This is a genomic window from Shewanella sp. WE21 (assembly GCF_002966515.1).
Classification (GTDB): Bacteria; Pseudomonadota; Gammaproteobacteria; order Enterobacterales; family Shewanellaceae; genus Shewanella; species Shewanella oncorhynchi.
Window position 1 is genome coordinate 4,999,220 of sequence record NZ_CP023019.1, and the last position, 22,160, is coordinate 5,021,379.

Annotated in this window: 19 protein-coding genes; 10 read left to right on the forward strand and 9 right to left on the reverse strand. The window is 43.9% G+C overall.

The genetic code is table 11. From position 1 onward, the window contains the following. Nucleotides 1-142: 142 nt before the first annotated feature. The 3 genes from CKQ84_RS22475 (at nucleotide 143) to CKQ84_RS22485 (ending at nucleotide 4,948) form a co-directional block, all read left to right on the forward strand. The gene (locus tag CKQ84_RS22475) at nucleotides 143-2,077 is read left to right on the forward strand and encodes a PrkA family serine protein kinase (RefSeq protein WP_105253139.1); all 1,935 of its coding nucleotides are present in this window, start codon (nucleotides 143-145) and stop codon (nucleotides 2,075-2,077) included. Between the two features lie 66 nt (nucleotides 2,078-2,143). Beyond that, complete coding sequence (locus CKQ84_RS22480) at nucleotides 2,144-3,412, forward strand: YeaH/YhbH family protein (RefSeq protein ID WP_063883574.1); 1,269 nt, start codon at nucleotides 2,144-2,146, stop codon at nucleotides 3,410-3,412. A 9-nt stretch (nucleotides 3,413-3,421) separates the two neighbouring features. Continuing rightward, entirely contained in the window at nucleotides 3,422-4,948 is a 1,527-nt protein-coding gene (locus tag CKQ84_RS22485) for a SpoVR family protein (protein ID WP_028760320.1), read from the forward strand. A gap of 84 nt (nucleotides 4,949-5,032) precedes the next feature. Here the strand turns inward: CKQ84_RS22485 and fadR are convergent, their stop codons facing one another. Further along, on the reverse strand, nucleotides 5,033-5,749 hold the full coding sequence (gene fadR / locus CKQ84_RS22490; RefSeq protein WP_028760321.1) for a fatty acid metabolism transcriptional regulator FadR: 717 nt from the start codon (nucleotides 5,747-5,749) through the stop codon (nucleotides 5,033-5,035). 301 nt (nucleotides 5,750-6,050) lie between these two features. On the opposite strand from fadR, the gene nhaB reads away from it, so the two are divergent. The 3 genes from nhaB to CKQ84_RS22505 all read left to right on the forward strand — a co-directional run bounded on the left by nhaB (nucleotide 6,051) and on the right by CKQ84_RS22505 (nucleotide 11,060). After that, on the forward strand, nucleotides 6,051-7,652 hold the full coding sequence (gene nhaB, locus CKQ84_RS22495) for a sodium/proton antiporter NhaB (RefSeq protein ID WP_105252830.1): 1,602 nt from the start codon (nucleotides 6,051-6,053) through the stop codon (nucleotides 7,650-7,652). An 89-nt stretch (nucleotides 7,653-7,741) separates the two neighbouring features. Beyond that, on the forward strand, nucleotides 7,742-8,269 hold the full coding sequence (gene dsbB / locus CKQ84_RS22500; RefSeq protein WP_028760323.1) for a disulfide bond formation protein DsbB: 528 nt from the start codon (nucleotides 7,742-7,744) through the stop codon (nucleotides 8,267-8,269). Nucleotides 8,270-8,429: 160 nt separating this feature from the next. Further along, complete coding sequence (locus CKQ84_RS22505) at nucleotides 8,430-11,060, forward strand: PAS domain-containing protein (protein ID WP_105252831.1); 2,631 nt, start codon at nucleotides 8,430-8,432, stop codon at nucleotides 11,058-11,060. Between the two features lie 11 nt (nucleotides 11,061-11,071). Here CKQ84_RS22505 and CKQ84_RS22510 read toward each other — a convergent pair whose 3' ends face one another. The 8 genes from CKQ84_RS22510 to CKQ84_RS22545 all read right to left on the reverse strand — a co-directional run bounded on the left by CKQ84_RS22510 (nucleotide 11,072) and on the right by CKQ84_RS22545 (nucleotide 17,964). Continuing rightward, nucleotides 11,072-11,434 (reverse strand): STAS/SEC14 domain-containing protein, encoded by a 363-nt coding sequence (locus CKQ84_RS22510; protein ID WP_028760325.1) that lies wholly within the window; start codon nucleotides 11,432-11,434, stop codon nucleotides 11,072-11,074. 423 nt (nucleotides 11,435-11,857) lie between these two features. Beyond that, entirely contained in the window at nucleotides 11,858-12,214 is a 357-nt protein-coding gene (locus tag CKQ84_RS22515; RefSeq protein ID WP_028760326.1) for a DUF3802 family protein, read from the reverse strand. Nucleotides 12,215-12,390: 176 nt separating this feature from the next. Continuing rightward, the gene (locus tag CKQ84_RS22520) at nucleotides 12,391-12,966 is read right to left on the reverse strand and encodes a YceI family protein (RefSeq protein WP_028760327.1); all 576 of its coding nucleotides are present in this window, start codon (nucleotides 12,964-12,966) and stop codon (nucleotides 12,391-12,393) included. A gap of 155 nt (nucleotides 12,967-13,121) precedes the next feature. After that, the gene (locus tag CKQ84_RS22525; RefSeq protein ID WP_006081277.1) at nucleotides 13,122-13,574 is read right to left on the reverse strand and encodes a YaiI/YqxD family protein; all 453 of its coding nucleotides are present in this window, start codon (nucleotides 13,572-13,574) and stop codon (nucleotides 13,122-13,124) included. 68 nt (nucleotides 13,575-13,642) lie between these two features. Then, complete coding sequence (pdxH, locus tag CKQ84_RS22530; protein ID WP_105252832.1) at nucleotides 13,643-14,281, reverse strand: pyridoxamine 5'-phosphate oxidase; 639 nt, start codon at nucleotides 14,279-14,281, stop codon at nucleotides 13,643-13,645. Between the two features lie 28 nt (nucleotides 14,282-14,309). Next, nucleotides 14,310-15,251: an adenosylmethionine decarboxylase gene (locus tag CKQ84_RS22535; protein ID WP_105253140.1), complete on the reverse strand. Its 942-nt coding sequence runs from the start codon at nucleotides 15,249-15,251 to the stop codon at nucleotides 14,310-14,312. 159 nt (nucleotides 15,252-15,410) lie between these two features. Next, nucleotides 15,411-17,324 carry a biosynthetic arginine decarboxylase gene (gene speA / locus CKQ84_RS22540; protein WP_028760330.1) on the reverse strand — a complete coding sequence of 638 codons (1,914 nt, stop codon included), beginning with the start codon at nucleotides 17,322-17,324 and terminating at the stop codon, nucleotides 15,411-15,413. 487 nt (nucleotides 17,325-17,811) lie between these two features. After that, entirely contained in the window at nucleotides 17,812-17,964 is a 153-nt protein-coding gene (locus tag CKQ84_RS22545; RefSeq protein WP_011846564.1) for a hypothetical protein, read from the reverse strand. A gap of 598 nt (nucleotides 17,965-18,562) precedes the next feature. Here CKQ84_RS22545 and CKQ84_RS22550 point away from each other — a divergent pair. From CKQ84_RS22550 to CKQ84_RS22565, 4 genes are all read left to right on the forward strand, one after another. After that, nucleotides 18,563-19,405, forward strand: a complete 843-nt coding sequence (locus CKQ84_RS22550) for a S1 RNA-binding domain-containing protein (protein ID WP_105252833.1) — start codon at nucleotides 18,563-18,565, stop codon at nucleotides 19,403-19,405. 133 nt (nucleotides 19,406-19,538) lie between these two features. Then, nucleotides 19,539-20,210, forward strand: coding sequence for a YceH family protein (locus CKQ84_RS22555; protein ID WP_105252834.1), 672 nt, complete (start codon nucleotides 19,539-19,541; stop codon nucleotides 20,208-20,210). A gap of 175 nt (nucleotides 20,211-20,385) precedes the next feature. Then, on the forward strand, nucleotides 20,386-21,216 hold the full coding sequence (locus tag CKQ84_RS22560; RefSeq protein ID WP_105252835.1) for an ABC transporter permease subunit: 831 nt from the start codon (nucleotides 20,386-20,388) through the stop codon (nucleotides 21,214-21,216). Further along, entirely contained in the window at nucleotides 21,213-22,124 is a 912-nt protein-coding gene (locus CKQ84_RS22565) for an ABC transporter ATP-binding protein (RefSeq protein ID WP_105252836.1), read from the forward strand. The genes CKQ84_RS22560 and CKQ84_RS22565 overlap by 4 nt, the downstream gene beginning before the upstream one ends. Nucleotides 22,125-22,160 lie beyond the last annotated feature (36 nt).

The following is a 22,160-nucleotide window of genomic DNA, read 5'->3' on the forward strand; positions in this document are numbered from 1 at the left end:
TAATTGCGTTTGCAACTATTTGTTATTGTTTTTATTTGATATTTTTTTGACACAGATAGTGAGTTTGTGTCTAAGATTAGAGTAGGAGGCTGGCTAGCCAGTTATCCGTTCCATGACATCACTGGCGTTTCAGGGGGTTTATATGGGCATTTTCGAGCATTACCAAAAGCGCTACGAACAAAAACTCGATGAAGAATATTCTTTGCAGGAGTTTCTGGACATCTGCAAGGGAGATCGCAGCGCTTACATGTCAGCATCAGAGCGACTACTGCTTGCAATTGGTGAAGCAGAAGTCATTGATACCGCAAAAAATCCAACACTTAGCCGTATTTTTTCGAATCGACTTATTTCACGCTATCCCGCATTTAAAGATTTCTTCGGCATGGAAGACGCCATAGAGCAAATTGTGGCTTACCTAAAGCACTCGGCTCAAGGATTAGAAGAATCCAAACAAATTCTATACCTACTGGGCCCAGTGGGCGGCGGTAAGTCATCGCTAGCCGAAAAACTCAAAGCCCTAATGCAAAAAGTGCCCATTTACATTCTGAGCGCGAATGGAGTCCGCAGCCCAGTCAACGATCACCCCTTCTGCCTGTTTGATGTGGAAGAAGATGGACAGCTGTTAAAAGAGGAATTCAACATTCCCAACCGTTATCTGAAAACCATCATGTCGCCTTGGGCGGTAAAACGTCTGCATGAGTTTGGTGGCGATATCTCCAAATTTCGCGTGGTAAAAGTCTTTCCATCCATTCTGGACCAAGTGGCAATAGCGAAAACTGAACCCGGTGATGAAAACAACCAAGATATTTCGTCCCTTGTCGGTAAAGTCGATATTCGGCAACTCGAACATTTCTCCCAAGATGATCCCGATGCTTACGCCTATTCAGGCGCATTGTGCCGTGCAAACCAAGGGGTGATGGAATTCGTCGAGATGTTTAAGGCACCAATTAAAGTGCTGCATCCACTACTAACTGCAACTCAGGAAGGTAACTATAACGGCACAGAAGGCTTATCGGCCTTGCCCTATAGCGGGATTATTCTGGCTCACTCAAACGAGTCCGAGTGGTCAACCTTCAAAAACAACAAAAACAACGAAGCCTTCCTCGACCGTGTTTACATCGTCAAAGTGCCATACTGTTTACGGGTCTCAGAAGAGCTGCAAATCTATCAAAAACTGCTAATCAACTCTGAGTTATCGAAAGCGCCCTGCGCTCCCGGCACCTTAGAAACCTTAGCGCAATTTAGTGTGTTGTCACGCATCAAGCCGCCTGAAAACTCCTCCATCTACTCTAAGATGCGGGTATATGACGGTGAAAGCCTGAAAGATACCGATCCTAAGGCTAAGTCTTACCAAGAATACCGTGATTACGCAGGTGTCGATGAAGGCATGAATGGACTATCCACCCGTTTCGCCTTTAAGATTTTGTCGCGGGTATTTAACTTCGACCATTCAGAGATCGCCGCCAACCCAGTACATTTATTCTATGTCCTCGAACGACAAATTGAACAAGAACAGTTCCCCGGCGATACCGCCGAACGTTATCTTGAATTCCTAAAAGGTTATTTGATCCCTAAATATGTGGAGTTTATCGGTAAAGAAATTCAAACCGCTTACTTAGAGTCTTACTCTGAATATGGCCAAAATATCTTCGACCGCTATGTCACTTACGCCGATTTTTGGATACAAGATCAAGAATACCGTGACCCAGAAACAGGTCAGCTATTCGACCGCGCCGCCCTCAATGCTGAACTTGAAAAGATTGAGAAGCCCGCGGGGATCAGCAATCCTAAAGATTTCCGTAATGAAATCGTTAACTTTGTGCTGCGCGCCCGCGCGAACCATGAGGGTAATAATCCGCTCTGGACCAGCTACGAGAAACTTCGCACTGTGATCGAGAAGAAAATGTTCTCTAACACAGAAGATTTACTGCCTGTTATTTCCTTTAACGCCAAAACGTCGAACGACGATCAACGCAAACACGATGATTTCGTCAATCGCATGATGGAGAAAGGCTATACCAAAAAACAAGTCCGACTCTTGTCTGAGTGGTATTTACGAGTTCGTAAATCTTCTTAAACTTGCGCTAACTAAGTACAGGGCTTTGGTGTTGCCAAAGCCTTCGCTGGGTTTTGGGAGGTGCGTATGGCGAACTTTATCGATAGACGGTTGAATGCGAAAGGAAAAAGCACAGTCAACCGCCAACGCTTTATCAATAGATATAAGCAACAAATTAAAAAAGCCGTCAGCGATGCCGTGACTCGTCGCAGCGTTACGGATGTAGATAAAGGCGAAAAAATCAGTATCCCAACACGGGATATTAGTGAACCTATGTTTCACCAAGGCAAAGGCGGTGTCAGGGATAGAGTGCATCCCGGTAATGACCAATTTACCCGTGGCGATAAAATTGACCGACCACCTGGTGGTTCAGGCGGCGGTTCGGGCAAAGGCGAGGCCTCAAACTCGGGTGAAGGCGACGATGACTTTGTGTTCGAAATATCTAAAGACGAGTATCTAGAGTTATTGTTTGAGGACTTGGAACTCCCCAATCTACAAAAAAATCGTCTCAATAAACTAGTGGAATACCAAATTTACCGTGCTGGGTTCACCAATGATGGCGTCCCCGCTAACATCAATATTGTCCGTTCATTACGTTCATCCCTTGCTCGTCGCATTGCGATGTCGGCCAGTAAAAAGAAACTATTAAAAGAGTTAGAACAAGAGCTTGCTGAACTGGAAAATATTCCAGGTACTAAGGCAGAGTTGATTTTGGATTTAAAAGCTCAAATTGAGGAGTTAAAACAAAAGATTGCTAGAGTGCCGTTTATCGATACTTTCGATCTGCGCTTTAATAATTATGCGAAACGAGAAATCCCCTCTAGCCAAGCTGTGATGTTCTGTTTAATGGATGTATCTGGTTCCATGGATCAGGCAACTAAAGATATGGCAAAACGCTTCTATATCTTGCTGTATTTGTTCCTCACTCGTACCTATAAAAATTTAGAAGTGGTCTACATTCGCCACCATACCCAAGCCAAAGAAGTCGATGAACACGAGTTCTTTTACTCCCAAGAAACGGGCGGCACCATAGTGTCCAGTGCATTGAAATTAATGCATGAAATTCAACAAGCCCGCTACCCCGCCGATGAATGGAATATCTATGCGGCCCAAGCATCCGACGGGGATAACTGGGCCGACGATTCACCTACCTGTAGGCAATTGTTAGAACAAAAAATATTGCCACTGGTGCGCTACTACAGCTATATCGAAATCACCAATCGCGCCCATCAAACCCTGTGGCGCGAATATGAATCCCTGCAACAGCATTACGACAACATCGCCGTGCAGCATATACGTCAAGCCGAAGATATTTACCCTGTCTTTAGGGAGCTATTCAAGAAACAAGCGGTTTAAGGGGGCACTATGGGGATAACTAAATCAACACCTTGGACACCACTGAGCGATGGTCCCGACTGGAGCTTCGAGCTACTGCAGGACTACCTCAAGGAAATTGAGCGGGTGGCAGCGCTCTATAAACTCAGCACTTACCCGAATCAAATCGAAGTCATCACTGCTGAACAGATGATGGATGCGTATGCTGGCATAGGCATGCCCATAGGTTACACCCATTGGTCTTTCGGCAAACGTTTTATCGAAACCGAGCAAGGTTACAAACGTGGCCAAATGGGGCTCGCCTATGAAATTGTAATTAACTCTAACCCCTGTATCGCTTACTTAATGGAAGAAAATACCATCACAATGCAGGCGCTGGTGATAGCTCACGCCTGTTTCGGACATAACAGCTTTTTTAAAAACAATTACTTATTTAAGACATGGACAGATGCGAGCTCGATTATTGACTACCTTGTCTTTGCTAAAAACTACATCAGTGACTGCGAGCAAAAATACGGTGTAGAACAAGTCGAAAGCGTCATAGACTCCTGTCATGCGCTAATGAACTACGGTGTCGATCGTTATAAACGTCCCTCTGAAATCTCATTCAGGGAAGAACAAGCAAGACAAAAGGATCGCGAGGCTTACCTTCAAAGCCAAGTAAATGATTTATGGCGCACCATTCCTACCCATCAACATGAGCAGTCTCAATCTAAAAAACGCCGTTTCCCCGCCGAACCGCAGGAAAATATTTTATATTTCATCGAGAAAAACGCTCCTTTGCTTGAACCATGGCAAAGGGAAATAATCCGTATTGTGCGTAAAATGGCGCAATATTTTTATCCGCAAAAACAAACTCAAGTGATGAATGAAGGCTGGGCAACCTTCTGGCATTACACTATCTTGAATCACTTATACGACGATGGCGTGGTTACTGACCGCTTCATGATCGAGTTTTTGCAAAGTCATACAGGCGTTGTGGCCCAACCCGATTACAACAGTCGTTATTACAGCGGCATCAACCCATATGCTTTAGGCTTTGCCATGTTCACCGATATTCGGCGTATTTGTGAAAATCCAACCGATGAAGATAAAGCTTGGTTTCCCGACATTGCTGGCAGTAATTGGATAGAAACGTTGCATTTTGCGATGCAAAACTTTAAAGACGAAAGCTTTATTAGCCAATATCTTTCACCTAAAGTTATCCGCCAATTTAAATTGTTTGGTATCCATGATGATGAGAAACGCAATTATCTTTCGGTATCCGCGATCCACGATGAAAGGGGCTATCAAGATATTCGCCAGTTACTATCACAACAATATAACCTGTCTAATATTGAGCCAAATATCCAAGTACATAATGTGGAAATCAACGGTGATCGATCCTTAACCTTACATTATGTGCCAAATAACGATATTCCCTTAGCCAACAGCCATAAAGAAGTATTAAAGCATTTACATCGATTATGGGGTTTCACTGTCACCTTAGAGCAAAAAAATGCAGATGCGAGTATTAGCGTCTTAGCATCCTGCCCTGAAGCCAATAAACCAGAATAATAAGCACAATAAAAAGGCCGTTTCCAATTGAAACGGCCTTTTTGTTTATTTAGCGCTATCTTAACGCGATATCACTCACAGAGTTTAATGATCTTGAGCAATAGAAGCCGGCATATCTTCGCGTAATTGTAACCACATCTTACCGCTATTCATGCCATAGGTACGCATCAGCGCAGAGACGTCGAGGTAATTTTTAGCCTGAGCCAACAGTTCTAATTCTTTGTAAAAGTTCAATGCTAATAAACGCGCATCTGAGCTGGTAAAGTAATAACGACCAACTCGACTATACAAACCTTTAAATCCGTTTAATATCAAAACGTAAAGTGGATTTCCAGACGAAAACGCTAAGGTATGATGCAGTAAGTAGTCAAATTCAGCATAGGATTCAGCCGTATCTTCAAGCTGGTGTATCTTTGCAAGTACCTCCACAGCGGTATCCGGGTTATAACGCAAAGCACCGCGAAAATAGATAGCACTGACGTTCGTTCTAGCTGACAAGAGTTGGTCAACCAATACCGGAAAACCCTCGGGATTCAAATCAGCAATAGTCTCAAGGATGTTTAAGCCTGAGGTTTCCCAAAAGTTGTTAACCCGTGTTGGTTTGCCATGCTGAATTTTCAACCAACCGTCACGCGCCAAGCGCTGTAGCACCTCACGCAGAGTGGTGCGAGTCACACCAATCAATTCTGAAAGCTCACGTTCAGCCGGTAAAATGGACCCTGGAGGAAATTTGTTTTCCCAAATTGATCTCACAATATACTTCTCTGCAAAACTTGCAGGTCCTTTGGCATTGATAATCATCAGCCCACTTATCCAGTTGTTGTGCGTCGTAATGGTCACTGATCATACCAGAGCGGTAAAAAATGGAAACCATTCACTTAAAATCACTGTGTTATCGCCGTGTAAATGTCACAGAATCGCTCAAAAAAACGACCAAGGTCAATACAGGATGGGCCAATTTTGCCGCTTAGCTCCGCTTTTTGAAATGTCGGTATCAGTAACTCATTACATTAGCTTTCTCTTTAGGCTAGACTCATTTAACTAACGCAGGTATTGATAATAATCACGTGCAATTTTTAACATAATTAGAAGAGAGGCTGCCATGCCGGCGACAATGAGTCAGGCGTTTATTGGGAACTTCTTAGGAAATTCTCCTAAGTGGTACAAAACCGCAATACTGTCATTTTTAATTATCAATCCAATACTCTTTTTCTATGTCGACCCCTTTGTGGCTGGTTGGGTATTGGTTCTAGAATTTATTTTTACCTTAGCAATGGCATTAAAATGCTATCCATTACAGCCTGGCGGATTATTGGCAATTGAAGCCGTCGCGATCGGAATGACATCGGCAAGCCAAGTCTTACATGAAATAGAAGCCAACCTCGAAGTATTATTACTCTTGGTGTTTATGGTCGCTGGTATATATTTCATGAAGCAATTGCTGCTATTTGGCTTCACGAAAATTATTACTAAAGTGCGTTCTAAAGTTTTAGTGTCACTAATGTTTTGTTTGGCTTCAGCCTTTTTATCAGCCTTCTTAGATGCGTTAACGGTTATTGCCGTCATTATCGCGGTCGCTGTGGGTTTCTATTCTATTTACCACAAGGTCGCTTCTGGAAAAGATTTCGGCGCCGATCACGATCATACCTCTGAAGGTAAAAATGATGATGGTGAAGATCAGTTAAACGAAGAAGAACTCAATGCATTCCGTGGTTTCCTGCGTAATCTGTTAATGCATGCGGGTGTGGGTACTGCGCTGGGCGGCGTGTGTACTATGGTCGGTGAACCACAAAACCTTATTATCGCCGCGCAAGCAAATTGGCAATTTGGTGAATTCGCCGTGCGTATGTCACCCGTTAGTGTTCCTGTATTAATCTCGGGCATCTTAACTTGTTACTTAGTTGAAAAGTTTGGCATTTTTGGTTATGGCGCTAAGTTGCCAACGGCCGTTCATCGGATCTTATGTGAGTACTCCGCCCATGAAGATGCGCGCCGTACCAATAAAGACAACATGAAGTTAATCGTCCAAGCCTTAGTAGGTGTCTGGTTGATCGCAGGACTTGCATTGCACTTGGCCTCAGTGGGCTTAATTGGTCTTTCTGTGATTATTTTAACCACAGCCTTTAACGGCGTTACCGATGAGCATGCCCTTGGTAAAGCTTTCGAAGAAGCACTGCCTTTTACCGCGTTATTAGCTGTCTTCTTTGCGGTTGTTGGTGTGATTATCGACCAGCACTTATTCGCACCAGTGATCCAATGGGCACTGAGTTATCAAGGCAATACTCAGTTGGTGATTTTCTATATCGCCAACGGATTACTGTCTATGGTGAGTGATAACGTGTTCGTCGGCACTGTGTACATTAACGAAGTGAAAGCGGCATTGATTAACGGTCAAATCAGCCGTGATCAATTCGACTTGCTGGCCGTTGCGATTAATACTGGAACTAACTTACCTTCGGTTGCCACGCCCAATGGTCAAGCGGCGTTCTTATTCCTACTAACCTCAGCACTAGCGCCACTTATTCGCTTATCCTATGGCAGAATGGTATGGATGGCATTGCCTTACACTATCGTGCTGTCTATCGTAGGTGTCATGGCGATTCAAACGGGTTTCTTAGAACAAGCTACCCAATATTTCTATGATTCCCAGATAATCATCCATCACAGCGCGAGTGAAGTTTTAGAGCCGATGACTGGACATTAATCTTCTTTATTGACTGAACTTTATTTAATAAGTAGAGTCCAAAAAACGCCCCATGTCTGAGGGCGTTTTTTGTTGATATGGAGCTCACTTTGACTGTAATGACTCGCTTTGCCCATTCCCGTTCATCTTGGTTTATTCTCGCAGGCACAGCCCTTGGGTTAGAAGCAGCCGCACTGTATTTTCAATATGTCATGAAACTGGAACCCTGTGTCATGTGTATTTACCAAAGACTCGCTATTTTTGGTTTATTGGCAGCAGGTCTCATTGGCATGACAGCACCCAAATATCGAATAGTCAGGATCTTAGCTGCCGTGCTCTGGGCCATCAGTGCAACTTGGGGATTAAAACTAGCCTTATCGCTCGTAGATATGCAAGCCAACCCATCCCCTTTTTCAACCTGTTCATTCTTACCTGAATTTCCAGCTTGGATGCCATTACACGAATGGTTCCCTGCCGTTATGATGCCTACTGGCATGTGTACTGATGTACCTTGGGTCTTTATGGGTGTAACGATGCCCGAATGGATGGTAGTGGCTTTCAGTGGCTTCTTAGTCGCTTGGTTACTCTTTATTGTGCCTGTCCTAAGTGGTTCAAATAAACCGTCTCTTTATAAATAACAAGTTTGAGATAAGGCAGGCATAAAACCTGCCTTTTTATTGACGATTGTATTCCACTTATCCCATTCAATCCTCGCAACTTAAACATATGCCAATAGCAAAACAGTGAGAAAGCGCTACACTGGCTCAATGAAAAGTGGTGATTTGGAAACTGGGGATTATGGGAAAAAGTTCGACATCTGAGCCACACACGCCATTAACCCAATGGCAAAACAGTTTGCCATTCAAATTTAGCCTTATTCAGCTCGTCATTGCCGCTATTTTGATTTGTAGTACAGCTTGGGTGATGCTGAGCATTCAACGCCAACAAGTTCTTGATCAGCAAGCCGTGTTAAACCAAAACTATGGCCAGTTGATTATCGCCAAACTGCAAGAAATGACTTCACAGGTTGAAACCGTAGTCGACTCTATTTCCAGTATTGCCAAACTTTACCGCTATGATCATGAGCAACTGGTGAAAACCATTCCCACGTTGCTGAAGCTCGATAGTCAACAACGCATCATCTCTGGTGGCGGCGTCTGGCCGGAACCCGGCGCGTTTAATCAGCAAAAATTTCGAGATAGCCTGTTTTGGGCACACAATGTAAACGATGAATTAGTCGCCATTGATTCCTATAACAAAGACACGTTCCCAAGCTACCACACCGAAGAATGGTATCGCCCGACGCGCTATTTTCCTGCAGGTAAAATTTTCTGGTCAAAATCTTATTTCGATCCGACAACCCATGAGTCAATGATCACAGCCTCAGGCGCTATGTGGATGGACCATCAGTTTATTGGTGCCGCCACTGTGGATATCAGTTTAGAAAAGCTCAATGTGCTATTACGCAATACTATGATTAATGTCAGAGGCTATGTCATAGCCTTAGATCATCAAAACCAAGTACTCGCCTATCCAGATGCCAATAACGATCTTAAGCATCAAACCAATACCAATCATTCTTTCGTCACCTTCAATCATCTCGCCAGCCAACAGCCAGATTTCAGCCCCGTCGAAGTCGCATTACAGAGTGCAGATAAAGCCTTTATAGAAGCGGCGATTGCCGAGCGCGTTTTTACCCAAGAACAGATGCAGCATCTAACGAGACTAAGTCATCAAAATGAGCGTGACATGTTAGCGGCCATCGTAAATAACAATGCTTTAAATCATTTTACTGCCCCGAAATTACTGACGTCGGTAACTTTGGCCCATGATCCAATCCTTAAAACGGCATCCCTCGTTTCGGTATTTCTCATGCCAAATACCTATTGGAAGGTACTTGTCGTCACCCCAATTTCACCGCTGCAGGATACCGCTAAACATTTAATCGAAAAGGTCGGCGTTTATTTAGTCTGTATTCAACTATTAGGCTTAATTCTATTATTCTTACTCCAGCACCGACTATTTATCACCCCCATTATTGAAATCGTCCAAGCCTTAAAACGTAATGATTCCGCCTCTATCGAACTCAAAGCCAATAACAGCCATGACGAAATTGGCTTATTGGCAAAAACATTCCTGTCGCGTACTCGACAGCTTGAAGTGGCAATGGCGAGCTTAGATGCGAGTAACCTGGCACTAGAACAGCAATTGCAGAGCCAAAACCTGTTTCAACTGGAGTTAAAGCGCCATAAAGAACAATTGAGGGCTTTACTTAAATTTTCTCAAAATCTCATCTATATCAAAGATCTTCACGGTAAATATATTCTCGTCAATGACAAATATTGTGAAATCTTAGGTATAGAACGCAGACGCATTATTGGCACCTCTGATTTTGAGATATTTCCCAGCCAATTTGCCCACGAGTATCAACAAAATGATCGACGCGTTCTGCATAATCATGAAGCCATAAACTTCGAAGAAGCAATTCCCTCGCCCCTAGGCAATCTTATTTATATCGTGACTAAATTTAAGATCAAAGATGATGACGATACCGTTATTGCAGTCGGTGCTATCGCCTTTGATATCACCTTACAAAAAATTAAAGAGCAAGAACAAGAAAAGTTACTTTTAGGGCAAGTCGAGGCGCTTAATCACCTACAAGAACAAGTTCGCCTCAGTAATCAACATAACCATGAACTCCATCTGCTCCAAGACAAATCAACCCAATTGCTTGAGAAACATCATCAACTCAATCTCAGTCGTGAACAAAGCCAACAGCTAATGCAAAATTTTCTAGCTGAAATGATGACGCAAATTATGCATGAACAAGATCAGCTACTCGCCAAAGTGTGCCAACTTCAGCCAATAGATAATGCTAACGACCAAAATCAGATCACCGAAATCATGGTGACTCAGGCAGATAAACTGCGACATATTGCCCAGTTATTAACGAATCATCAAAATGACATTCGGCCACTGCATCTCGCACAATTTATGCGTCATCTCTTAGGGTTGCTAAAGGTACAACTAGCTAAAACAAATGTGGAAATAGCGTTAAATTGCGAAGAAAATATCATCATTGATGGCCCTTCTTGGCAATATTTGCAGCTGTTTTATCGTCTAATCACCAACACGTTGAATCATGCATTTAAAGCTCACAATGAACAGCGTGAAATAACCATTAATATCGACAAGTCGAGTGAAGAGTTACACATCAGTATTATCGATAATGGGATAGGTATGACAGAGCCGCAACTCGCACAGTTACGGCAAGAACTAGCGCAAGAACTCTGCCTTGGAACGCTGACCTGTATAAATCTGTGGCTTAAAAATGATCTCAATGGCAGCCTTAGCATCAGTAGCCACTTGAACCAAGGCACACACATTCAATGTCGTTGGCCACTGAGTACAGGTTTAGAACCGCAATAAACAAAGGTGCGTTATTGATCTAACCATGCCTTGGCTTGGCTATGTTCATCGGCGGTAAATACCTTTACCGGACATGGCAGCATGCAGGCTAGCGCATTAACCATAGCATTTGTTTGAGTGGCATTGGCAATCATCACGACCCTTGAAAAATCACTTAAATGAAATAAACCTAATACCGCATCATCCCACAGGGCCCCAACGGATATACCTTCAAATTCAGGGGAAAACTCGTACCAAAGGCGAATGCTGGCGTGGTCTTGCAGCTTGGCTTCTATGGCGGGAACCAAATAGCCTTCAACATCCCCATGGTTAACACGGCCAGATGCGACCACTGCCAATATATCATCAGCATGACCCGAAGAAATCGTTAGCATTGAACACTCCTTATCAATACATGAAGGGAAAAATAGTTAAAGCTCATACACTAAAGATACACAGACAATGACATAAATGCGGGAAAGATGGGCTTTTTATTTTAAGCTAACGCCATTTTATACATACACATCAGCAATGCAAATGACGCCAAAAGGAGCGAATCCACAGCGATGACTCGCATAACCCAGCAACAAAACTTAGTCGCAGAACTCGATGAAAAATGGTGACCATACGAAATAACATGAGGTGAAGCAAAGAGAAGATATTTACCTCACACTCAAGGCTGCTACTGCTCGAGGTTAACAATAAGTGTGAGGAAACACATGGTACTCAAACGATGGTGATTTACGCTGCTAAAAAATAGTATTAGTCATGACTTACCTAAAATCATGCATTAATAAATAATCTAATTGCTATTCTGACTAAGCACTCACTTGAAGTTTAGCGATTTCTTGATCGAACAAATTCTTAATCAAACTAGAAAACTCGGTAATAAATAAAGTCTGTGCGGGAGTCGCTTTATGGTTGGCAACTGAAGCTAAAATTTCTTCTAAATCATACACAATTGCATCCACTTCACGGATAATCACATTACGTTGCGTAAAAGACAACGATGGATTTTGGCCACACACCATAATGATCTGTGCCGACAATTGCTCTTCAAATAATTCCATCACAGTATCGTCTGAAACTACCTCTGAACCTGGTGTTTCAAATAAGCCAAGATGTTCAGTTAAATACTGGACCAAATGCATGTAACCATCTTTATCTGTGACCATTTTTTACCCTTTAAACTCATTAACTTAATATCTATTGTGATGCTATTAATAGCACATCAGAAAATATCAAAGAAGCCAAAAGCTCGGCTTCTTATCAAGATCTCGCATACGCCACTTATTTAACTCTAGCCTATCTTCGATAACAGACGTATTGATCTATACCAATCTTATTGAAGTTACTGAGTTAAGGTTAGTACAAATGACACAGGAACAGCTTGACTAATGCTCGATAAACCCGCAATTTCACGTAATTTATCAATCCCAGCCACAAGATCAAACTCATTGGCATTAACAATTACCGGTTGAAAACTGTTCACTAAAAGTTTGTTATCAGAAACTTTAGTGATAATCACCGAAAAAGCCTTAGTTTGCGATTTGCCGTGTAACGCAATTTTTCCATCAATATCAAAAACTTTACTCTCACCGACGCCAAGATTTTTTAGTATCTTAGGGTCTACTTGTGATGACAGTTTCAGCTCTGGATACAAAGACACTTCAAATAACAAATTTTGCATCCGCTCATCGCGGACATCAATACCCGTTGCCACACCGATTAGTGGAATTGTTAATTCAAATTGACCGTTATCTTTTAGCGTACCTTTGAGTTGTTTAAAGTGATGGACTTCACCTATATCACCTTTCTTTACCGAAATAAAACTGACTCGCGAATCTTGTTCCATCACTTGCCATTGCGCGGCACAGCTAAAACTGGCCATAGCAGATAAGGCGACAATTCCCATCCATTTTTTCATCGTATCCGTCCTTAAATAGTGAGTTTAAAAGCCATGTCGTAAAGAAAATCGACATCCGCAACAGGCTAAAATCCTGCCCAGTTAAACGTGATCAACATCACCTAACTTAAGCTAAAGATACTCTGTTTATCCATTAGCGACCAGTAAACTATGATTCATACGCGCACTAACCATTTATCTAAGCTATTGGCAAAAGCCTGTTTATCTGCTTGAGAAAACGAATCAGGCCCGCCAGTGTGCACGCCAGAACCGCGCAAATCCTCCATAAAATCGCGCATCGTCAGCTTTTGTTTTATGTTATCGACGGTATAAAGCTCGCCACGGGGATTGAGCGCCAAGGCGCCCTTTTCAATGATTAAAGCCGCTAAGGGAATATCCGCGGTGATCACTAAATGCGTCGGTTCAACATGATCGACAATATATTGATCTGCCACATCAAATCCCGCACCGACTCGAATTTGGCTGATATAGGGAGATGGTGGTACGCGGATCATTTGATTAGCCACCAGCACCAGCGGCAGGGCTTTGCGCTCCGCCGCCCGGAACAGGATTTCTTTGATAGGATTGGGACACGCGTCCGCATCAACCCAAATTTTATAATCACTCAATGTCTTTTAACTCTGTTGTTAGGTTCACAAGCTCAGTTTTATGCTGAGCTATCGAACTATGCACCGTACTAAGGCGCTAAACGATCGATTTCCCACTCTGCATCATGGCGAGAATAAATAAAACGATCATGCAGCCTATGTTCTCCACCCTGCCAAAATTCGATACTCGAAGGTCTCACTAAGTAACCGCCCCAAAAACTGGGTAAAGGCACATCGCCCTTGGCGAACTTAGCTTTCATTTCGAAGAATTTGCCTTCAAGTACTTGTCTAGCGCTGAGTTTACTCGACTGCTGCGATACCCAAGCCGCAATTTGGCTGTCCTTAGGACGGGTCATAAAGTATTTAAGCACTTCAGCGGTGGACAGTGCCTGCGCTTCACCGAGCACCGATACTTGACGCTCTAGAGGATGCCAAGGGAAATGCAAACTGACTTTATTATTAGCAGCAATTTGCTGTGCTTTGCGGCTGCCAAGGTTAGTAAAAAATACGAAACCTGTGTCATCAAAACGCTTAAGTAATACTATTCGTTGAAAAGGTTGGCCGTGCTCATCCACCGTCGCCACACACATAGCGGTGGGATCGCTAAGCTCTGCATCCCTCGCCTGCATCATCCACAGTTCAAACAAATCCATCGGATTTTGCGGTAAGTCGGCACGTCTTAAGCCGCCTTTGGCATACTCGCGGCGGATATCACTGAGATCTGTCATAGGGTTTCCTTAAGCAAACGCCAAAAATTCACATGAGTTCAGGGATCAGCACTTCAGCCTGAAGCTGCTGATAGTGGCTAAAACCAATGTCATAACCTTGCTCGGTCGTTAATGAACACCGCCCTAAGCATAAATGGGCAGGAAATCCCTGCGTTGAGTCGTCGGTATTAAAACGGATTGTGTCCCAACTGACAGGAGCAAACAAGGTTAATAGACGCCCCAATAGATCTTGCGGATACTGTGCTAAATCCAGATTCGTTTCAAAGCTCACATAGGAGCTAGCGCACGCATTCTCGCTTTGAGGCGTAATATGCAAAGTAACATAATATTTGCCCCAAATACCGTTCATCGAAAAGCCTGACGGATCAAATAAATAGGCGTCAATCTCAAATTCAGGGAGTAAATCGTTAAGCTCGAGTGCGGCGCAAATCTCATCTTTACTCTGCGAGCCGCCATTAAGATAGTCGGCAAATTCGCCACGAATGTGGTACATCAACAGTTCACTGGTTTGATCATCCTTTGGTGCTCGATAATCACTGTCAGAGCAAAAAAAATAGTGATGATGGCTGTCGAGATGACCCACTCGAAAGGCTTTACCGGTGATACGTTGGCGCAGTTTGCCAATATCTTCGGCAAAACTCGTGGTTTGCAGATGAGCTTGGTATTCGTTTTTACGCTGATAACTCACCAATGCCATGGCAGGCACGCCAAGCGCGCCGATAAAGTAACAGGCGGCGTCCACTAAGGTACTGTTACCACAGGTGAGCATTACAAATCTGTCGTGCCATACAAACAAGCTGGATTCACTCAACAGATAAGCATCACAGTCCGCATTACTTAACTGCGACAGTATCTCGGCGTGGGCACAGTTGACTAAGGCAGACCAAAAACTCACATCGAGTTCTCGTAAATTCGGCGCAGACGCCGTCACGATAATCTCGAGTTTTTTTTCTGAACCTTCAAAAAACATCAACCCTTTGACCTCATGATCGTCACTCATCCTTTACTTGATCCTAGAACAACGCGATTTTACACGACTAAAACGGCAATAAAAGTGAAAAATCTGTCCTTATAAAAACAAAAATCAGCCGAGGTTACCCAAGGCTGATTTATTTTAACACGCTAGAAATTAAGAAAAATCTTCTAAATAGGTATAGCCTTTCAGCCCTAGTTGCAATTCTTCTAAAATTTGTGCGCGTTCACCTTCGGCGATATGCAGATTCACTAACTCTTCATAAGTGCGCATAAAGGCCACCGCATCTAAGTTAACGTAACGCAATACGTCAGCAACCGTGTCACCCGCCAATACAGATTCGATGTTAGTCACACCATTATCTTCGATGCGAACCACTGCTGAGTTTGTATCACCAAACAGGTTATGCATATCACCCAAGATTTCTTGGTATGCACCCACAAGGAAGAAACCAATTAGGTACGGGCTATCCGCACTCCATGCTGGCACTGGCAGCGTGGTTTCAATCCCTTGACCATCAACGTATTGATCGACAATACCGTCAGAGTCACAGGTGATATCGAGCATGACAGCACGGCGCTCAGGGGCTTTATCTAGGCCCGATAATGGCAATACTGGGAACACTTGGTCAATACCCCAAGCATCGGGTAATGACTGGAATAATGAGAAGTTAACAAAGAACTTATCGGCTAACTTTTCATTGAGTTCATCAATGATAGGTCTGTGATAACGGTTTTTCGCACTCAATAGCCCTTGCACTTCATGACACACGCGCAGGTTAGCTTGCTCAGCCCACGCACGCTCCGCTAAGGTCAATTGACCTAAAGCGAATAGCGAATGCGCTTCTTGTAAGTCACTTTGGCTATCGTGGTAAATTTCAATCAAAGCACGTTGATCGGCGCGGCCGCTGATCTCAGACCATGAATGCCACATGTTATGCAATAACTGTGGTGAATCTTCCGCTGGCGGTTGAATATCTTCAGGCTGATAAGCTTCAGTACCGATAACATCGGTGATAAGCACTGCATGGTGCGCCGTTAAGTAACGACCCGATTCTGAAATAATACGTGGCATAGGTTGCTCGTATTCATTACAGATGTCAGTCAATACGTTAACTATGTTGTTGGCGTATTCGGTCAGGCCATAGTTCATCGAGTTATTACTTTGGCTACGAGTACCATCGTAATCCACCGCTAAACCACCACCGACGTCAAAGCAGTTAACGCTTGCGCCTAATTCACGTAATTCACAGTAGAAACGACCCGCTTCACTCACACCTTGGCGAATATCACGGATATTAGCGATTTGCGAACCTAAGTGGAAATGCAGCAATTGCAGCGAATCCAGCATATCGTGTTGCTTAAGTTGCTCTACAACCAGCAAAATTTGCGCAGCAGATAAACCGAACTTAGATTTTTCACCGCCGCTCGCCTGCCACTTGCCTTTGCCTTGGAACGCTAAACGTGCACGTAGACCTAAACGCGGTGTCACACCCAGACGTTTAGATTCAGCTAACACCATTTTCAGTTCAGACAGTTTTTCTAAAACGATGTAAACCTTATGGCCTAACTTTTCACCAATCAGTGCTAAACGGATATATTCATTATCTTTATAACCATTACATACAATGACTGAACTGGCTTTTTGCGCCATGGCTAACACAGCCATCAGCTCAGGCTTACTGCCCGCTTCTAAACCCAGTTGTGGTACTTCTTTTGATGCCTGACTCGCCAGGATCTCTTCCACCACAGTTTGCTGTTGGTTTACTTTAATCGGGTAAACCAGCAAATAGTCCGCCTGATACTCGTACTTCTGTATCGCTTGGTCGAATGCTTGGCACAAACTGTTCACTCTGTGGTGCAGGATCTGCGGAAAACGAACTAGTACAGGTAAAGCGACTCCCGCCTTAACCATGTCTTTGGCTAGCTCATTTAAGCCAATCTTGTAATCAGGATTTTTGGGGTCCGGTGACACAGTCACCTCACCTTGATCGCTAATCCCATAAAAACCTTGGCTCCAGTGAGTAACATTGTACCCAGCACGAGCATCATCAATAGACCAATCATTCATTATTATTTAGCCCGTCTATTAAAAAATGGGTTAAACGGTTATGGCTTAATAGCACAACCGCCCGTTCGACAAACCCAGGCAAAGGGACACCTTACCTGACATACACGAAGGTAGATTTTACCTTCTCCTTAATGCCGCAACGTCACGCTAGTGTAAGTGACATTGCTGCGATTTTCATTAATAGCGCAAGAGACAACGCATCTTAGCGCAATACATCGTATCATATTGAAGGGAAAGCTTATTCCCTTACCTCAGTAAAGCTATCTTTACTTGCCTCGCTTGCATTTATCCTCAGGCTAAAGGGCGCAAATACCGCCAAAAAGCCAAATAAGATCCTGAGTCGCATCCTTAAAACATCAAGCTAATAAGTAGCTTAAAGACGTTTGAAAGAGGTTAAGACCTTCAGAAACCGATAACACAAGTAGAAAACGAAAACCGATAACACTGAACTAGCGAAAACGCCAAACCAGCTTATCGCTAGGCAAGATTATTTTAACAGGGGACTATTGGCTTCTTCGCGGCCAGAATTGATGCGGATCAACGTGAGATGCTTAAGGCCAGTATCATCGTATGGTACGACAATCGAGCGTTGGCATTGTGACACTTTTAGGCAAAGTGCAAAAAATGGATGCTTGTGCATTAGCTAATAAAAACCCTCTTAACCCCATGTAAATCGATATGTTGTCAATTACACGGTTAATGACTGGTGAACCATAAAACCTTTATTACTCACGTAATATTTGTAATGTCTGCAACGAGCGGAATCGTTGAACGGCGCAATTAAACCGCGCAATGTCACAGAATGCAAGCAAGAATCTCATTTAATCTTTTGCATTAAAATATAATAAACACTTGCTTAACAACCACCCGCCACCCATTGGTTTTAAATAGAGTAATATTAGTTAGTTAACCCATAAACGTCGTACAAGTCTGTTCAATATTTTTTATATCACCTTTGTCACTTTTATTGACATTTACCCCTGCAAATATCCCTGATTTTTGTGTGTCACTCAAGTGATGCACATTTGCCAACATTAAGCAAAGCCAAACAACCAATATCACGGCGCCAAACCCCGCCACAAATCAGTGGTTCCTCCGAGACACAATGCGTGATCAAGCCTTCGCTGAGTGACGGCCCACACACGCTAAAATAAAGCTCAAAGACAATAATGCTGCAGTTTCAGCACCGAAGTGTATAATCGCAACCGAATCACATTCCATTATGCACAGAGAGATCCATGGTACAGATAGGTAAAACCTGCAAACTTGAGGTTGTAAAACAAGTCAGCTTTGGCGTGTATTTAAACGCCCACGAATTAGGGCAAGTACTGCTGCCAAACAAAGTCACCCCAAAAGACTGCCAAGTCGGTGATCTGCTTGACGTGTTTCTGTATCTAGATTCTGAAGATATCGTGATTGCTACCACGCGCCGTCCATTGGCACAGGTAGGCGAATTCGCTTACTTAAAAGCCGTCGCAACCGGTCCTTATGGCGCTTTTTTAGACTGGGGCTTAGATAAAGATTTATTACTGCCCTTCGGTGAGCAACATAAGCCTATCGAAGAAGGCCGTTCATATCTGGTCTATGTACACGCTAACCGCGCCGATGAACGCATCATGGCCTCATCAAAAATCGATAAGTTCCTCGATAAGACTGAGCCGGACTACACAGTCGGTGAGCAGGTCGATTTATACATCGGCGGCACCACAGATTTAGGCTACAAAGCCATTATTAATCATGCCCATTGGGGCGTGATTTACGAAAACGAAGTGTTCCAAAAACTGCGTTTCGGCCAAAGACTCAAAGGTTTCATCAAACAAGTGCGCCGAGATGGCAAAATCGATCTTGTGCTGCAACAAGGCAGTAAACAAGAGTTAGATAAGCATGCCCACATTATCCTGATAAAACTCAAACAGGCTGGCGGCTTCTTAGCCCTGACCGATAAAACCGATGCTGAAATCATTTACGATCAGCTTGGCATGAGTAAAAAAGCCTTCAAAAAAGCCATAGGTGGCTTATTTAAGAATGGCCAACTGAGCATAGATAATGATGGTTTGCGTTTAACTGAAACCGCAGAATAATCAACTCTATTCAGTACTTAGCGTTAAAATTGTACAGTTTACCATCACTAAGGCTGAGTTTGACTGACAACTCCTAGGATATTAAGCATGGCTCTGTTATAAACAAAGCCATGCTTTTTTCTTTGGAGCTTATATGGAACTCACGTTACACGAAGCCAGAGTCATCGGATGTCTGCTTGAGAAAGAAATCACCACCCCCGAGCAATATCCACTCTCGCTAAACTCATTGACCTTAGCCTGCAATCAAAAAACCAGCCGCGAGCCCGTACTCGAACTCAGTGAAACCCAAGTGCAAATCGCCGTTGATTCCCTAAATCGGAAACGTTTGATCAGCGAACAGTCGGGATTCGGCAGCCGCGTCGTTAAATACAAGCACAGATTCTGCAATACCGAATTCAGCGAACTTCAACTGTCCCCCGCCGCACTAGCCATCGTCTGTTTGTTGCTATTACGTGGCCCACAAACACCGGGAGAACTTCGGACCCGCAGCAACCGCCTACACGAATTTAAAGACGTGATCGACGTGGAAGATTGCATCCGCCAATTAATGAGCCGTGAAAAGCCCTTCTTAAAACAATTACCCAGAGAAGCTGGTCGCCGTGAATCCCGTTATGTGGAATTATTCTCTGCAGCGCCATCGCACGAAAGTGCTAGTCAATCCCATAGCACAAGTCATACCTTAGCCCATGTCGCTGTGTCTGTAGACGCAGAGCCGCTTGAATTAGTGAACAGAGTGACAGAGCTTGAACAACAAGTCGCCGAACTGACGCAAAAGCTCGATGAATTAATCGCCTCATTGAGCTAATTAGCGATAGATAATGACTGATAAATACCGATGGATAATAAGTGCTATGTGAGCAACATGGCACTTATGGACCAATCCACTGTCTACCCAAGGGTGAGAAACTGAACCGCACCAACATAGTCGCGCCAAGCACCATAGCCCCTGAACCTAGCGCAAAAAAGAATAGAGACAGCACATGACCAATAATCCACCCAGCAGTTTCAACAACATGTTTATTATCGCCACGTTTGAACTGCGCAAATTTTTATTTAATACCCGCGGGATCATCGCCTTGGTCGCCTTTGGTTTAGTTTGGGGTGTACTTCTGCTTTACCCCATTCAAAGTGCATCGGCCATGTTATTGCAGCCCAATGTAAAAGATATCATCGACAGCTTATTTGGTGCCAATACCCTCAATGTGCTCTTTGAGTGGCCCGTGGCCGAAATGGCAGTGTTTTGGTGTTTTGCGCTGTATTTGTTTCCACTGTTCAGTATTCTTATCGCCGCCGATCAGTTCTCATCGGATAAAACCCGCGGCACGCTGCGCTTTTTAACCATACGCACTAGCCGTGACAGCTTATTGTTCGGGCGTTTTCTCGGCCAAATTCTGATCCAAGGTTTACTGATCCTATTAACGATTATCGCCACTGTCGCCCTCGCGCTCAGCCGCGACAGCCAACTGTTTTTATCTGCGTTAACATCTGGCGCCTTAGTGGGCCTTAACCTCATCATAGTGATCTTGCCCTACACGGCTGTGATGACTTTATTGTCCCTGTATGCGCGCACGGCACGCCAAGCTATGGTGTTTGCCACCATTTTATGGACAGTGATTTCCATCACTATCGTGGTGTTAGCGAATCAATCTAGCCTACTAGCACAACTCCAGTGGGTATTACCCGGTGCTCAACTGTCGGACATGCTCAATACCAATGGACTCAATAGCTTAGTCTATGCCCCTATTCCACTGTTACAAACTGCTGTGGCCCTCTTGCTCGGCAGAATTTATATGCAAAGGAGCTCGCTATGAGTCTGATCCAATGCCAAGGGCTGTCGAAGCTTTACGGCAGCAAAAAGGCGCTGAATGATGTGAGTTTCAGTCTTGAAGCGGGTGCCCCCATTGCCCTTGTCGGTCCCAATGGCGCGGGTAAAACCACGCTTTTTAGCCTGTTATGCGGCTATTTATCACCCAGCTCTGGAACCATAACCCTACTCGGTGAAGCCCCCAATAGCCCTAAACTCTTAGGCAAGATTGCCGCTTTACCCCAGGATGCAGTACTCGATCCCAATTTGACGATTGTCAGTCAGTTAATATTTTTCGCTCGTCTGCAGGGCATGAACCTAGAGCAAGCAAAGCAAGAGGCACTGCGCGTGTTGGCCTTGGTCGATCTAATTGATGTTGCCGAGCAAAAACCGCCTAGCCTTAGCCACGGTATGAGTAAACGTGTATCGATTGCGCAGGCGCTGATTGGCTCGCCAGAATTAGTATTATTAGATGAACCGACAGCGGGACTCGACCCTGCCAATGCAAAAAAAGTCCGTGAACTGGTCAAAGCCTTATCGCCCACCACAACTTTTATGATCAGCTCGCATAATCTCGATGAGCTCGAAAAGCTGTGCGATCAAGTGTTGTATTTAGATAAAGGCCAACTGAGCCAAGCTGTGTCAATGCATGCGTCGACCGACAGCGATTACCTGACGTTAACCATGCAAAACTGTGACAGCGATGCATTGCAAGCGGAAGTGGCAAAACTGGCGGGAGTGGTGAACATCAGCTCAAAACAAAGCAATGTGTTTATTATCCAGCTAGACACAAATACAGAAAAAGCGCACAACAGTGATATTGAGATGCGCCTATTCGCCCTCTTCAATCAGCATCAATGGCAATACAAGATGCTGCTGAAAGGTCGCACTCTGGAAGAAACGCTCTTTTCATAGGCAAGCGTTAAAAGGGATTTCTCATCATCCAACGGT

Bases quoted from the DNA above. Each gene is read 5' to 3' on its own strand.
- fadR (WP_028760321.1), bottom strand. From the start codon at position 5,749: ATGATTATCAATGCCAAAGGACCTGCAAGTTTTGCAGAGAAGTATATT.
- CKQ84_RS22545 (WP_011846564.1), bottom strand. From the start codon at position 17,964: ATGCACAAGCATCCATTTTTTGCACTTTGCCTAAAAGTGTCACAATGC.
- pdxH (WP_105252832.1), bottom strand. From the start codon at position 14,281: ATGACAGATCTCAGTGATATCCGCCGCGAGTATGCCAAAGGCGGCTTA.
- CKQ84_RS22515 (WP_028760326.1), bottom strand. From the start codon at position 12,214: ATGGTCACAGATAAAGATGGTTACATGCATTTGGTCCAGTATTTAACT.
- CKQ84_RS22560 (WP_105252835.1), top strand. From the start codon at position 20,386: ATGACCAATAATCCACCCAGCAGTTTCAACAACATGTTTATTATCGCC.
- CKQ84_RS22475 (WP_105253139.1), top strand. From the start codon at position 143: ATGGGCATTTTCGAGCATTACCAAAAGCGCTACGAACAAAAACTCGAT.
- CKQ84_RS22520 (WP_028760327.1), bottom strand. From the start codon at position 12,966: ATGAAAAAATGGATGGGAATTGTCGCCTTATCTGCTATGGCCAGTTTT.
- CKQ84_RS22565 (WP_105252836.1), top strand. From the start codon at position 21,213: ATGAGTCTGATCCAATGCCAAGGGCTGTCGAAGCTTTACGGCAGCAAA.
- nhaB (WP_105252830.1), top strand. From the start codon at position 6,051: ATGCCGGCGACAATGAGTCAGGCGTTTATTGGGAACTTCTTAGGAAAT.
- CKQ84_RS22505 (WP_105252831.1), top strand. From the start codon at position 8,430: ATGGGAAAAAGTTCGACATCTGAGCCACACACGCCATTAACCCAATGG.
- speA (WP_028760330.1), bottom strand. From the start codon at position 17,324: ATGAATGATTGGTCTATTGATGATGCTCGTGCTGGGTACAATGTTACT.
- CKQ84_RS22485 (WP_028760320.1), top strand. From the start codon at position 3,422: ATGGGGATAACTAAATCAACACCTTGGACACCACTGAGCGATGGTCCC.
- CKQ84_RS22480 (WP_063883574.1), top strand. From the start codon at position 2,144: ATGGCGAACTTTATCGATAGACGGTTGAATGCGAAAGGAAAAAGCACA.
- CKQ84_RS22555 (WP_105252834.1), top strand. From the start codon at position 19,539: ATGGAACTCACGTTACACGAAGCCAGAGTCATCGGATGTCTGCTTGAG.
- CKQ84_RS22535 (WP_105253140.1), bottom strand. From the start codon at position 15,251: ATGTTTTTTGAAGGTTCAGAAAAAAAACTCGAGATTATCGTGACGGCG.
- CKQ84_RS22510 (WP_028760325.1), bottom strand. From the start codon at position 11,434: ATGCTAACGATTTCTTCGGGTCATGCTGATGATATATTGGCAGTGGTC.
- CKQ84_RS22550 (WP_105252833.1), top strand. From the start codon at position 18,563: ATGGTACAGATAGGTAAAACCTGCAAACTTGAGGTTGTAAAACAAGTC.